Annotated in this window: 12 protein-coding genes; 5 read left to right on the top strand and 7 right to left on the bottom strand. The window is 61.1% G+C overall.

The window, feature by feature from the left end; translation table 11 throughout:
• Positions 1-37 precede the first annotated feature (37 nt).
• From J4E08_RS19865 to J4E08_RS19855, 3 genes are read left to right on the top strand one after another with little or no spacing between them, the layout of a single operon-like run.
• Positions 38-1,105 carry a hypothetical protein gene (locus J4E08_RS19865; RefSeq protein WP_349539961.1) on the top strand — a complete coding sequence of 356 codons (1,068 nt, stop codon included), beginning with the start codon at positions 38-40 and terminating at the stop codon, positions 1,103-1,105.
• A gap of 7 nt (positions 1,106-1,112) precedes the next feature.
• A complete protein-coding gene (locus J4E08_RS19860; protein ID WP_349539960.1) occupies positions 1,113-1,589 on the top strand; it encodes a GNAT family N-acetyltransferase in 477 nt (158 codons plus the stop codon).
• Positions 1,582-2,076, top strand: a complete 495-nt coding sequence (locus J4E08_RS19855) for a RidA family protein (protein ID WP_349539959.1) — start codon at positions 1,582-1,584, stop codon at positions 2,074-2,076. Before J4E08_RS19860 ends, J4E08_RS19855 begins: the two co-directional genes overlap by 8 nt.
• Positions 2,077-2,259: 183 nt before the next feature.
• Here the strand turns inward: J4E08_RS19855 and J4E08_RS19850 are convergent, their stop codons facing one another.
• The 7 genes from J4E08_RS19850 to J4E08_RS19825 all read right to left on the bottom strand — a co-directional run bounded on the left by J4E08_RS19850 (position 2,260) and on the right by J4E08_RS19825 (position 7,786).
• Positions 2,260-2,361 (bottom strand): hypothetical protein, encoded by a 102-nt coding sequence (locus tag J4E08_RS19850; protein ID WP_502949303.1) that lies wholly within the window; start codon positions 2,359-2,361, stop codon positions 2,260-2,262.
• A 127-nt stretch (positions 2,362-2,488) separates the two neighbouring features.
• Positions 2,489-3,112, bottom strand: a complete 624-nt coding sequence (locus J4E08_RS19845; RefSeq protein ID WP_349539958.1) for a cysteine hydrolase family protein — start codon at positions 3,110-3,112, stop codon at positions 2,489-2,491.
• Positions 3,113-3,723: 611 nt separating this feature from the next.
• Positions 3,724-4,221 carry a GNAT family N-acetyltransferase gene (locus tag J4E08_RS19840; RefSeq protein ID WP_349539957.1) on the bottom strand — a complete coding sequence of 166 codons (498 nt, stop codon included), beginning with the start codon at positions 4,219-4,221 and terminating at the stop codon, positions 3,724-3,726.
• Complete coding sequence (locus J4E08_RS24610) at positions 4,221-4,664, bottom strand: SRPBCC family protein (protein ID WP_502949302.1); 444 nt, start codon at positions 4,662-4,664, stop codon at positions 4,221-4,223. The genes J4E08_RS19840 and J4E08_RS24610 overlap by 1 nt, the downstream gene beginning before the upstream one ends.
• A 169-nt stretch (positions 4,665-4,833) precedes the next feature.
• Positions 4,834-5,433, bottom strand: coding sequence for a GNAT family N-acetyltransferase (locus tag J4E08_RS19835; protein WP_349539956.1), 600 nt, complete (start codon positions 5,431-5,433; stop codon positions 4,834-4,836).
• Between the two features lie 54 nt (positions 5,434-5,487).
• Positions 5,488-6,321, bottom strand: a complete 834-nt coding sequence (locus tag J4E08_RS19830; RefSeq protein ID WP_349539955.1) for a PhzF family phenazine biosynthesis protein — start codon at positions 6,319-6,321, stop codon at positions 5,488-5,490.
• Positions 6,322-6,832: 511 nt separating this feature from the next.
• Positions 6,833-7,786 (bottom strand): homocysteine S-methyltransferase family protein, encoded by a 954-nt coding sequence (locus J4E08_RS19825; protein WP_349539954.1) that lies wholly within the window; start codon positions 7,784-7,786, stop codon positions 6,833-6,835.
• A gap of 333 nt (positions 7,787-8,119) precedes the next feature.
• Here J4E08_RS19825 and J4E08_RS19820 point away from each other — a divergent pair, with 333 nt between their 5' ends.
• Together J4E08_RS19820 and J4E08_RS19815 are read left to right on the top strand one after the other, a co-directional pair.
• Positions 8,120-11,728, top strand: a complete 3,609-nt coding sequence (locus J4E08_RS19820; protein WP_349539953.1) for an ATP-binding protein — start codon at positions 8,120-8,122, stop codon at positions 11,726-11,728.
• On the top strand, positions 11,725-12,366 hold the full coding sequence (locus J4E08_RS19815) for a VOC family protein (RefSeq protein WP_349539952.1): 642 nt from the start codon (positions 11,725-11,727) through the stop codon (positions 12,364-12,366). Before J4E08_RS19820 ends, J4E08_RS19815 begins: the two co-directional genes overlap by 4 nt.

The raw sequence follows: 12,366 nt of genomic DNA, 5'->3' as shown, positions 1-12,366 counted from the left end.
TTTCACTCCGTTGGGCGTTTCTCGCACGGAGCCCGCAGTGGCCGCGGTCGTTGCGACGACACTGCAATCATTTGTCGATCTTGATCAACTTCTGTCATCATTTTCGGACACGGTCGCATCGAAGTTCTCGGTCGAGGCGGCGACGGTGACGCACTGCACAGCCGCCTCCATCACCCTCGCGGTAGCCGCGGCGATCTGCGCCCGGTCTCCGGACATGGTTGCGCGCCTGCCTGTTGAAGCCGAACGCAATGTCGTTCTGATCCAGCGCCCGCATGTCGTGAACTACGGACAGTCGATCCTGCAGGCGATCCGCCTGTCGGGCGCCCTGCCCCGCGTGATCGGCGATGCGAACGGCTGCACCGAGGGGGAACTCGCGCAGGCTCTGGGCCAAGACGACCTTTGCTGTCTGTTGCTGGTGGAGTCGCGCCTCTGCGGTCCCGGCGCGGTCGCAACCGACCGTGCTGTGGTGCTGGCAGAACAGCTTGGCGTGCCGAGTGTACTTGACGCGGCGGCGCAGGATCTGCGGTTGAGGGACGTTCTTCAGAACCACGCGTCGCTTACCCTGATCAGCCCGCAAAAATACCTCGCCGGGCCGACCGCCGGCCTCGTTCTTGGCCGGAAGGTGCTCGTGGACGCATTGAACGGACAGTTCAAGGGGATCGGCCGAGGGATGAAGCCCAGCAAGGAGGCGGTGCTGGGGACCTATGCTGCCCTGCGTGCGCGTGAAAAGCAGCCCGCCACCTGGCATCTTGCACAACAGGCTAAGATGATGGCCGCTCTGGTACAGCTTGGCGAGGTGCGTGGCCTCGCGTGCAAAGAAATCCCAGATCCCTGCGGTGGCCCTGTCAGCCGCCTGGCTATCCGGGTCGAGGAGACTATTGTGGGGCTCAGCGCGAAAACACTTGCGGCGCGGCTGCGCGCGGGCGACCCACCGATCCATCTGGACGACACCCGCGCCGGCGATGGTATTCTTGCGCTGGAACTGATCCTGCTTTCACCATCGGAGGTTCGCTTGGTCTGCGACCGGATCTCTGAAGCCATGACACGCGACAGCTGCCTGACGCGCGTCTCGCCTTTTGCGGAGGAATTGCCCAATGATGACTGACCTTTCCATGCGCCGCGCCGGGATGCGGGATCTCGATCCGATTGTTCTGCTTTTATCGGATGATGTCCTGGGATCCGGCCGCGAGGATGCCAGACTGCCCGCAAATGCGGCCTACCGCGCGGCGTTCGAGGCGATCGACAGCGATACTAATCAGTTGCTGGCCGTGGCCGAGATCGGGGCCGAGATCGTCGGCTGCCTGCAACTCACCTTTGTTCCCGGTCTTTCGCGGCAGGGCATGTGGCGCGGCCAGATCGAAAGCGTGCGCATATCCAGCAAGGTCCGGGGTCAAGGCATCGGGCAAAGGATGTTTGAATGGGCGATCAAGGCATGCCGCACGCGCGGTTGCGGGCTAGTCCAGCTTACAACAGACAAGACCAGACCCGATGCCAGGCGGTTCTACGAAACGCTGGGGTTCGTCGCCAGCCACGAAGGAATGAAGCTCTCGCTTCCCATGCCCGACGAAAGCCCAACCTCAGATGGGTAAGACCGAGGCGGCGCTAGCAGCACTGGGGATGGAACTGCCTGCCGCCAAGGCGCGGGGTCAATACGCAGCGGCGATCTTGGACGGATCGCGGCTGTACGTGTCAGGGGCAATTTCCGTTCGCCCGGACGGCAGCGTGATCGCCGGCCGACTTCCAGACGAGGTCTCCGTGGATGAGGCGTTCGAAGCCGCGCGCCAGTGCGCTGTCACCGTGCTGGCTCGCGCTAAGTCAATTATTGGTGAACTTGACCGGATCGAACGGCTGCTTCAGCTGCGAGGGTTCGTCTTTTCCGGCCCCGATTTCGACGATCATCCTCGGGTTCTTGACGGCGCCTCAACACTTTTTGCCGAGGTATTGGGCACCGAACGATCCGAGCATGTAAGGTTCGCCGTCGGATGCTCAAGCCTGCCGCTGCGCGCAAGCGTGGAAATCGACGCAGTTTTTCGCCTTCGGGCCGACCCTCTGGAAGACCCGAAGCTGACTTCTTAAAGCGTCCTCTATTTCTCCAGGTTGCGATGTTACACAGATCATTTATGTAAGAATGACTATGCGAACTTTACCAGCGATTTGTAATTCAACAAAAACTTGCACTCGCCCCCCCTGCGAGCGCGCAAACTGGCGGCGCTGGACTGGCCTGCGCCGCCCCTTTTCTGTAAGCGCTTCGCCGACGCCCTATGCGGTGATGCTTGACGCGGTCCGGAAGTTCCAGGGCATGAGTTCGTCGATGCGGCTCTTGGGGTGTCCGTCGAGCAAGGCCCGCAGGGTCTGGGCCAGATACTGACCGGATCAATGTCGCTCATCTTGCAGTTGGCGATGAGGCTGGCGAGCGTGGCCCAGTGCTATCGATACAACGGGACCAAGACAAATTGCCGGATGCCTCTCTAGTTTACAGAAATCCAGTCTACCGCAGTGTAACTTGCTTATTTTGCAGCATTTCGAGGGTTTGCTCGGCCTTGTTTTGATCGGCGGTCAGTACGGCCTGACTAACGATCTCAACCTCATAACCCCGCTGCCGTGCAGCCAGTGCTGTCTTGGCCACGCAGTAATTGGTGTCGAGCCCAACAATTCGAAGCTTTCCAACATCAAGTTGCTTAAGGAACTTATCGAGTTCTTTGGTCTCAAATGCGTCCTGAACACGTTTTACCATCGTGTGATCCGCAAGGGTATCCAGCGGTGAGATCAACTCTGTCCCTGGTGTACCCTCCACGGCTAATCCTTTGCCCAAGAGCTTTGCTATCGCTTTGGTTGAAGGAATAGACCATTCGTGGCGCACACCGATGACGGGTATCCCATCTGCTTTCGCGGCCTCCACCTCAGCTAATATTTGCTCTTTGGCCTTCTCTTTTGCTTTTTCTGTGAAAGTGCCCGCATTCCAGAAGGCTGTTTGAAGATCAATCAACAGCAACGCTGTCTTAGGTTGGTTACCAATGGGTTCTCCAATGCTGACGGTTCCCATCTGTCTAATTCCATTTGCAAGCCAAATGATTACGCCAACGACGGCGAGGCCTAGTATTGTCCAACTCATGGCAAACTCCTTCTTTCAAGTTGCACTTCTCAATCGGGTCTGATCCGAACTCTTTTCATCTCATTCTAAGAGATTGCCAACTCTTGGATGTCCTGCGGCTGTGACGTCTACCTCGATCTTGTAGTCAGATGGCGGTCGAGCGCGACGGCGGCTTCGCTTAACTCGTTTGCGAGGAGGAGGTCCAACGCCGCGATGTTGCTTTGCTCTAGCTCGGTCACGGTCAGTCCCGCCGAAGCCCAGACAACCGCCTGGACTTCGCGGGGGGCTTCTGGCTCTGGCGAGAGGGCGAGGAGCCACGCCGTCAACAGCCGCGCCATGACAAAGTCCGGCGCCTTTTCCGAGATCGCGTCGAGCAGCGCGACGAGGTCGCCGCGATAGAGGTTGAACGCTCTGACAGCCGCGTCGAAACGGGTGGCGAGGGATGTATCGGCTACGCTGAGCGGACTGCCCTGCGCGTCGGTTGTCAGGTGAAGTTGGGTTGTGATCTCATTTCTCTTTCCTAGACGTTCTGAGTGGCTGTAGGTACAGCATTGGGAAGTGGCGCGTTGGCGACCGGGCTCGAACGTCGAGCTGGTGGCGGCGGCAATCGGTGTTCCCGGTGCTCTCCGACGTCATGATCCAGATCCCCTCGGGACGGCGAAACACATGTGATAGTTGTGAATCCGCGTTCGACTGATGGCGTGTTCTTGCCGCGCGATGCATTTGAAGCCAGCCCGAAGGAAAACGGGGCGGGCCAGTTCGCTGGCATCGGAAAACACCGTTTCGAGCGACTGGCAGCGCGCGTCGCGCAGGAATTCCGCAACCAGCGCGCGACCGATGCCCTGACCCGCGAAGTCAGGGTCGACATAAAGAAAATGGATGTGTCCAGTTTTGGCGAGATCGCCAAAGCCGATCGGCGCACCGTTCTGGTCCAATGCCACGCGAGTGAAACGACCATCGCAATAAATTCGATCCAGATCTCGCGCGGAAGGCGCGATGGAGAGCCACGCCGCGACTTGCTCTGGGCGATAGGCGCGAGGCCCGAGACGTTCGACGCCCTTGCGATAGATGTCCGCAAGTGCGCCTGCATCTCCCTTCTTGTAGGATCGTATTGAAATTGGCGGGTTCATCAGGAGCATCCGGAGAGACTGACTTTGCCACCTAACGCGCTTTCGCATCGCATCTTGAGAGCGGCGTTTTCCTTTTGTAGCGCGAGTGACAGTAAGGGTTGGGCAAGCCGTCCGAGAAGACCGGATATCTGGAGAGACAGCCTGTTGCATGTTTTATCTTCCATCTCAGTTATCTCGTGCACCGCGGTCATGTCGCCCTCGAATGTGCGCAATCTCAGCACATGCGGCTCCAAGCATTGCAATACGACCCACGACCTTCTTCGTTGAAAGGGTTGTTTGAGATCGAAGCGCGCACCTTGGAACAATGCACCGCCTCGCCAGCAGGATACAGTAGTCATCGTCGGCGACCAATCCGGCCAAAGGGCGACATCCGCTGTCACACGCCAGACAAGAGCAGTGGGGGCGGAGATGAGCGTTGAATGAGATATCTGAAGTGTTGTCATGGTTTCTTTAAGGGCGCGCGATGGCACTCAAGTGGAAATCGTGGATGTGATGAGAGCGAAAGCGTGCCCCTGCTAACCGACGCGAGAAGGGACCGCACGAAGTTGTACGGGACACGGCAATTCGATTGCGTCGGAATATGAGCCTGAGGCCGCAGGGCGACCGTCACACTCATCTCGGCTGCCTCACCATCGGATAGATTGGCGGGCAATCCGCGGCGCGGATCGTTCCCGTCTGCTCGAAGCCAAGCCGTGCGTAGAGAGCGCGGCTGCGCTCTGTCGTGGCCTCGAGATAGGCGATAGAGCCCGTCGTATCGCAACGCTCGAGAACGGGACGCATCAGCGCGGTGCCGAGGCCCCGGCCTTGGCGCTCCGGCGCTACGCCCATTACCGGAAGATACCAGTGCGGTTCTTTCGGGTGGGTGTGTCCCATGGCCTCGAAGACGGCGAAGACGTCTTCATGCCGGCTTGCCGGTACGCTCGCCTCGACGACAGCCATGATGGCTTCGTCATCGGGCGCCGATCCAGGCGCGATCCAGAGAGCGGCCCCGCCTTCCACGAACTCGCTTGTTTCATCGCGGATCGCGACGCCGCCGAAGGCACGCAGAAACGTCGGGAAATGACGCAGATACTCGGTCTGTTCGGGGTACATCCACCGAACCGGTGGATCGGTCTCGAACGCAGCAGTGAGGACCTTGTCCACCTGATCCTCGCTCATGTCGAAAGTCGGGTTCAATAAGGGATACGATCTGGTTTTCAGTGCCTGGCTCATAGGAGATTCCCTTTCTGCTTGTTTGATGCCCTGGAAAGAAGGCAGTTAATTCTCTCACAGAACGCGCACCGTTCCGGAGATCCTGATCGAGCTTTGCGGTTCGGACGAAAATTCGGCCCTGATGCGAGAAGCGCTCCCCATATCGTCGCCTTGGGATATCTCGATCCGATTGCCATGGGGCCATCCCAGATCGCGCAAATAGCCGGCAAAGGCGGCCGCAGCTGCGCCCGTCGCCGGGTCCTCGAGCACCCCGCCCGCGGCGAAAGCATTGCGAACCGCGAAGGCCTGTTCTGCGGTGGCGGTGACGAGGCAGATCGTGCCGAGCCCCCACTCCTCCATCAGGGCGCGCCCACGCTCGAGATCGTACGGAATGGCGCGCGAAAGTGCGCTCCTGGACGCGAGGCCAAGGATGAGATGTGTGGCGCCGGCATAAGCGATCGACGGCGGAATTCGGGCGTCCAAGTCGTTCGCAACTAGGGAAAAGAGCTTACATACGGCCCGCACGCAGCTTTCATCGGCCGTTCGACTTTCCGTTTCGGGGGATTGCAACGCCGCACGAACGAGCCCGTTGGCATGGCGGGCTTCTACGGTGATCTCATCTTGGTTCAGACGAAGCGCGTAACTTCCCGGCGCAACGTGTTCCGCCAATGCGGCACCGAGCGCGAGAGTGGCGTGCCCGCAGAATGGAACCTCGGTGTCCGGAGCGAAGTAGCGCGTGCGCCAATGGCCGTCCGCCTCGCGTGCAGCGAATACTGTTTCGGAGTAGCCAACTTCGGCGGCGATGCCTTGCATTTCCTCTGGCGACGGCAGGGCATCGGCAAGCAGAACCCCGGCCGGATTACCGCCAGATGGCCCGTCGGTGAAGGCTGCGTATCTCAGTATGTTCATTCTTAACTCTTTGTTATGATGTCCGGTGTGGTCTGGGCGCCGGATGACGGCCCCCGCGATCTTCAGAGCCTATCGAGAGACGGCTCGCCTTCGCCCAGCCAGGCTCGTTCGAACGCGCGCCGCGTGGCGATGCGGCGATGACGTTCCGTGCGTCGCCCTGATCGACGGCTAGCGCCTCTTCCGCCCGCCAGATGCCCCAGAGCCCCCTAGCGGGGTTTCGACCGCGCCAGGTTCGTCGCTCGCCTGCAGGCGAACGGCCCCGAGCGTCTGATGCACCGGGTAGGACCAATAGAGCGGCTCCATGTAGCCGATCGTTGCCTCGAGCTGGGTTGCCTCCTCGAGATGGCGCTCAGCGGCGTGCAAATTGCCCTGGGCCTGGGGTGAGCATGGTGGACGCGATGAGGGCCGCGGCAATAGTTTGGAAGTTCATGGATGTGTCTCCGCATGAATCAGTTGGGTGAAGCGGGCCGCCCTGCGCGGCCCGCCGTGATCTTGTCGGGAACCGCGGCGGTCAGGCCGCGTGGATCTGACAGCAGCAATCCGCCATCGCCTCGATGTGGCGGTGGTCGGTGCCGCAGCAGCCGCCGTAGACGCGCAGGTTAGGCAGCATCCGCTTGAGCTGGGCGTAGTCGCGGCCGAGCTCGGCCGGGTTGCCCGCGTCGAGCTCTTCGGCCTCGTCGAGTTCCGCATGGCTCAGGCGCGAGGCATTCGCCCGCACGCCCCATATGCGACGCAGCCAGGCGGCGTCGGACTCGAGCGCAGACCGGAAATGGTCGGGATGCGCGCAATTGACCATGAAGTAGGCCGCGGCCCCGCCGGTCAGCATGTCCGTCTGTTGGAAAGCCTCGCCGAGCGGGGTTCCGTCCGGCAGGCGGCCATCCGTCTCTGTCGTGTAGGATAGAACGACCGGCATCCCCGCTTCGCTCGCGGCGCGAACGATGCCTACGCCCTCGTGCACGGTCGAGATCGTGAAGGCGCTGACCAAGTCGGCCTCCGTGTCCACAAACCAGCCGATCTGCTCGGCATGGAAGGCCTGCGCCTCGTCGGCGCTCATCGCCGTGTCGGGCCGGTAGCCATCGCCACGCGGGCCGATATTGCCCGAGATCACGATGGGCGACACGCTTGACGCCTCGCGCCGAACCTCGGCGAGCAGGTCGATCGCGCGCTTGTTGAACCGCGCGAGATCGTACGGTGAATGGCCAAGCTGCGCTCCCCAGTCCCGGCTAGCGCGCCAGGTCGGTGCCTCGAGCAGGAAGCCTGTGCCGTGATCAGCCGCGATGGCGAGATGCCGCTCGAAGTAGCTCTTGAGCGTTTGCCGCCCTTCGGTACTTCCCAGAAGCGGGTAGGACGCGAAGCACGGCAGATCGAGCCCTTCGAGGAAGATGAGCGTGGTCTCCAGGCCTGCGTCGGTCAGGAGTTGCGTGCCGTCGACCTGCGGCAGCCGGTTCCGATGAAGCGCGCGCATCACACCCACCCTCCAAGGTTGGGAATATGCCTGGCTAGAAACGTATCGCGGCAGTCGACTTGCTCGATGCCAAGATCACAGCACAGGTGCGCGCAGCCTGGTAGGTCGACAATCAGCTTGCGGCGAAATAGTTCGAAAATTCCTTTGAACATGATGGTGCCTTTCGTTTTGACACCCTCTTCCTGCATTGCCGCCATTTCGCCTGACGAAAGCCAGCCGTTACAATCTCGTGAAAAGGGCAAGGCCCGCCACCAAAGCCGTTTACCCACAGGCTATTCAAGGCTCAAATGAGTCATGCTATTAGAATCGCTGCATATGTCTTTATCTGGAGCCATGGAACACCGGGTCGCGATCAATCTGTTCGGACAATTCGAAGCGCGTCTCGACGGCGTTCCCGTCCGAATGCCGACGCGTAAGGTCGAACTGATCCTTGCGCTTCTCGCGATCGAGCCAGACGTCGCGCTCAGCCGGTCCACGCTTGCGGGGATGCTCTGGCCGGGGCAGCCCGATGCACAGGCGCGGGCGTCGCTAAGACAGGCGATCTTCCGCCTTAAGACTGCCCTTGATTCTTCGGATACCCTGGAAGTGACCTCCGGCTGGATCAAGCTTCGGAGCGAACACATCGAGCGGGACATAGATGCGCTCGGGCGCGGCGCGGAGGCCTCGGCACTTCCGATCGGAACGCCACTTGAAGGCATGAGTGGATTCGAGCCCGAGGTCGAAGACCGGCTTGAGGCAGCGCGCGCAGAGCTACGCGCGAGTCTGATGAACTGGCTGGAAGAAGCAGAGGCCAAGGCACTTGGCAAACGGCGTTTCGCCGATCTTGAAACCCTCGCGCGGCGGCATCTTGTGCTCGACGGCTACGACGAGAATGCGCTTCGGATGCTGATGACGGCCCTCTGGCGGCAGGGCCGACGGAATGCGGCACTGGATGTCTTTCGCGAGACGAGCCAGCGCATCCGTGCCGATTTGTCGGTGTCTGTGGATCCTTCCACGATCGCGCTCTACCGGGAAATCAAAGCACAGCCCGCTGCCCCTAAGGACCAGAAGCGAACGGCCGTCACCGCCGAGCAGGTCGAGCCCGCTACTTCACCGGCGAGACCGCCAGCGGAGGCGACCCTTCCCCACCTTCGGCATGTTGCGGTCATGCATGTTGTCTCGGGCCGCCTACTGGCCGCCCTTCGCAACCGCGATCCCGAGGATGCGGAGGCGGCCAGCCGCGCGGCCTCCGATGCCATTGAGCGCATCGTGCGTCGTGAGGGTGGTTTGATCTTAGGCCGGGCCGGACACCGGCTGTCATGTGCCTTCGGCGTGGAGCGGCCGGACGAAAGCCCGGCGCTCTCGGCGGCACTTGCCGCTTTCGAGGTCGCGCGCCTCGACTGCACCGTGGGCATCGACGCTGCGCGCGCCCTAATCGGCGGCGAGAGCGACAACTTTCCCGCCGCCCACCTCGCACAGGTTCTTGCGGAGGCAGGTTCACCTGGCGAGGTTCGCATTACTGATGCGGTGGCGGATGCCTGCCGGGGGGCTTTCGTTCTTAAGAGGATAGATTCAGAGCGGGCTGAAGACGAGCATCCGGCCGCTTGGTTTCTCAACGGAGAAGTCTTGTCGCGGGGCGGGTTCGATATTCGAAGGGCACGCGGGCTGACCCCTTTCGTCGGACGTGCGGCCGAAGTCGAAACGATCGTTGCCGTGAACGCCTCGAACGGTCCGCGTTCCGTCGTGATCACTGGCGATGCCGGCATTGGTAAGTCGCGTCTCGTGCACGAGTGTCTTGGGCGATTGAGACCTCGGCACCTTCTTCGCGTGCAATTCCTCCCGAACGAGACTGGTGGGAGCCTCACACGTTTTTCGCCAGTGTTGACGTCGCTCCTGCCGACGGGGACAGCAGACGTCCCGATGCACTTGCTGGATTCCGCGATACAGGAAGGACCCCTTCGCCGCCGGATTGCGCCCGTCGAGGCTCTGTTCGCCGCGCGCAGCGCAACTCCAGAAAACGTGGAAATGCCTAGAGGCGTGCGCCTGCAGGCGATTGCCGACGCGCTTCTTCTCGCGATTCAGTTGCTGGCGGGTCGCGACTCGATACTGCTGGTCGAGGACGCGCATTGGTCTGACGACGACAGCGCGATGCTACTTGAACGAATCCTGCGCTCGCTCGACCGCGATGGCCCTCTGGTGATCGTGACGCTCCGACCAGGCCACGGCTTGCATCTGTCAGAAATCGCCGGTCTGCACTCGATGGCGCTCGCACCATTGTCGGAAACCGACTCCCTCCGCCTCCTGACGCTTCTTGGTCGTGAAGATTCCGGCGGCATCGCAGGCAGATCAGGAGGGGTGCCACTGTTCCTCGAGGAAATTGCTAGGACCAGCACAACGCCAGGTGACGAATTGCAATCCATCCCCGAATCCCTCGCGAGCCTTCTGACCCGCCGCATTAACGCACTGCCGCCACATCTACGCCAGACAATTGAGGCTGCTGCAGTTTTGGGTGCGGAGCCGGCGGACGACCTGCTGCAGCCCTTATCCGGGCTGCGCTCCGATGCCTACGAGGCTGCCATTGCCGAGCTCGCGGATGGCGACCTACTGTTCCGCATCCGGTCGGTGCCACAGCGGGTCTACGGCTTCAAGCACGCGCTCGTTCAGGACGCCGTCTATAACGGTATACCGGCAAGCAGGCGCGTGGCGCTTCACAGGATCATCGTTCAGCATCATGACAACGGTGCAGTCGCACTCGATGCTCAAGATCTCGCGCGCCATGCGGAAGAAGGTCGTCTTCGCGAAAGGGCAATTGAGGTCTCGATGCGGGCTGCCCGGGCGGCTGTCGACCGTTCTTCCTACGCGTTAGCGAACCGGATGACCGAGCTTGCGCTTCGCGCCATTCGGGCATCCCCATCAAGTGATGACCTATTGCGGCTCGAGGCCGACATCCTCACTTGGCGCAGAGCATTGCTATGGCCATTGGCGCAGAGAAAACAGATGCTGGAAGGCCTCGATCGCGCCGAGGTGATCGCAAGGATGCTGGGAGACGACCAGCGACTTGCCGAGGTCTCGATCCACCGGGCCTATATGCACTCCGACGACGGCCGCCCGCAGGACGGCTTGAAGTTCTTCGAGCAGGCTGAGGCTGCGGCTGAACGCGCGGGGAATCCGAGACTTTCAGCAGAAAGCGCGCTTGCACGGTGTCAGATCCTGTCGCTGCAGGGAAAAATGAAGGCCGCGCGTGCCGCCATTGCCGAACATATCGGTGCGTGGGACGAGCGCCGTCATGCGCTCGATGGGCTTATCGTAACCCGCTACGTCATGCTCCAATTCCATCTGGCCAGAATCAACGGGGCACTCGGCGACGGACAGAAGGCCTGGTCTCATATAGAGTCTGGCGTCGCCACCGCTCTCGAAACGAAGCGCCCCGTCGACCGCTACATCGCCTGCCGCGCCATAGCTGAGGTCAGCTCGATGACCGGCAACTCGGACCAGGCAATTCGGGCTTTCAAAATGACGCGCGAGATCGCTGCAAAGGCTGAATTGCCCGCCTATGTGGCATGGTCTGAAGCTGAACTCGCTGAACTGGCGCTTGCCACCTGTGGCTCCGAAGAGGGAACCGCTAAGCTGCGAAGCCTCCTCGACGAGGGCGATAAAGGTCTGCTCAAGATCGCCCAGATCAAGGCGCAGACTGCCCTCGCCTGCGCTGAGGACGACATGGAGACAGCGCTGACAGAAATGCGCAACGTTTTGAAGGAGGCTGAGGCCGTTGATATGCCCTTGATCCGCATCAAGCTCATGAGAGAGATCGCGTCACGGCTGAAAGACCTGGATCCGACACAGGCGACCGCCCTCAATGCTGCCGCCGATCGTATCGTCACGGAAGAAGCCTATCGGCCTGCGCGCCTACCAAAGCAGAGCGTCGGGACCGAATTGATCGACGCTTTCCGGTTGAACAGATGACTCATATCGACCACATTTTCATCTTTCCGCGCAACCTTGGCGAACTGCAACGACGATTGCAAAACGCCGGGCTCGAGCCATCTTTCCAGAGGGAGCATCCGGGACAGGGCACGGCCAACGTCTGCTATTGCTTCGACAATCTGTATCTCGAACTTCTATGGGTAACAGATGCTGCCGCACGGCTGAATCCTCAGGTGGCCCGCACGGCGCTCATCGAGCGTGGCACAGGGACGACGTCAGCCTGCCCTGTCGGCATCGCATGGCGCGACGGACCGGGCAGACCTCTCGAGTTGGAGACCTGGAATTATACTGCACCCTTCCTCCCCGCCGGGTTCTCCATTGCCGTTGCATTCGAAAGCACGGATCCGCAGGCGCCGTTTATTTTTCGCTCGCCCGGAACATCCCCGCCGACGGACTGGAGGGACGGCCGACAGGGCAATATGCAACGCGCAGCCGGGATCACGACCGTCGAAGAGGTCGTGCTCGAATACCCGGTGGACCGTCGACCGGGATCGGCGCTCACGGAAATGACCAAGCATACCATACTGACCCTCGAGCCGGGACGACGGTGGTCATTCTCGCTTTGGCTAGAGAGGCGCGATCATGCAGGTCCATTGCTCTTGGACGATATTTGCTGA

The sequence above is a fragment of the Sagittula sp. NFXS13 genome (assembly GCF_040148795.1).
Taxonomy (GTDB): Bacteria; Pseudomonadota; Alphaproteobacteria; order Rhodobacterales; family Rhodobacteraceae; genus Sagittula; species Sagittula marina.
The sequence above is the reverse complement of the archived record's forward strand: the minus strand, read 5'-3'. Positions and strand labels throughout refer to the sequence as shown.

What these genes read in the sequence shown, in the direction of transcription:
- J4E08_RS19860 (WP_349539960.1), top strand. Translation starts at nt 1,113, where the DNA reads ATGCGCCGCGCCGGGATGCGGGATCTCGATCCGATTGTTCTGCTTTTA.
- J4E08_RS19855 (WP_349539959.1), top strand. Translation starts at nt 1,582, where the DNA reads ATGGGTAAGACCGAGGCGGCGCTAGCAGCACTGGGGATGGAACTGCCT.
- J4E08_RS19845 (WP_349539958.1), bottom strand. Translation starts at nt 3,112, where the DNA reads ATGAGTTGGACAATACTAGGCCTCGCCGTCGTTGGCGTAATCATTTGG.
- J4E08_RS19840 (WP_349539957.1), bottom strand. Translation starts at nt 4,221, where the DNA reads ATGAACCCGCCAATTTCAATACGATCCTACAAGAAGGGAGATGCAGGC.
- J4E08_RS24610 (WP_502949302.1), bottom strand. Translation starts at nt 4,664, where the DNA reads ATGACAACACTTCAGATATCTCATTCAACGCTCATCTCCGCCCCCACT.
- J4E08_RS19835 (WP_349539956.1), bottom strand. Translation starts at nt 5,433, where the DNA reads ATGAGCCAGGCACTGAAAACCAGATCGTATCCCTTATTGAACCCGACT.
- J4E08_RS19830 (WP_349539955.1), bottom strand. Translation starts at nt 6,321, where the DNA reads ATGAACATACTGAGATACGCAGCCTTCACCGACGGGCCATCTGGCGGT.
- J4E08_RS19825 (WP_349539954.1), bottom strand. Translation starts at nt 7,786, where the DNA reads ATGCGCGCGCTTCATCGGAACCGGCTGCCGCAGGTCGACGGCACGCAA.
- J4E08_RS19820 (WP_349539953.1), top strand. Translation starts at nt 8,120, where the DNA reads ATGGAACACCGGGTCGCGATCAATCTGTTCGGACAATTCGAAGCGCGT.
- J4E08_RS19815 (WP_349539952.1), top strand. Translation starts at nt 11,725, where the DNA reads ATGACTCATATCGACCACATTTTCATCTTTCCGCGCAACCTTGGCGAA.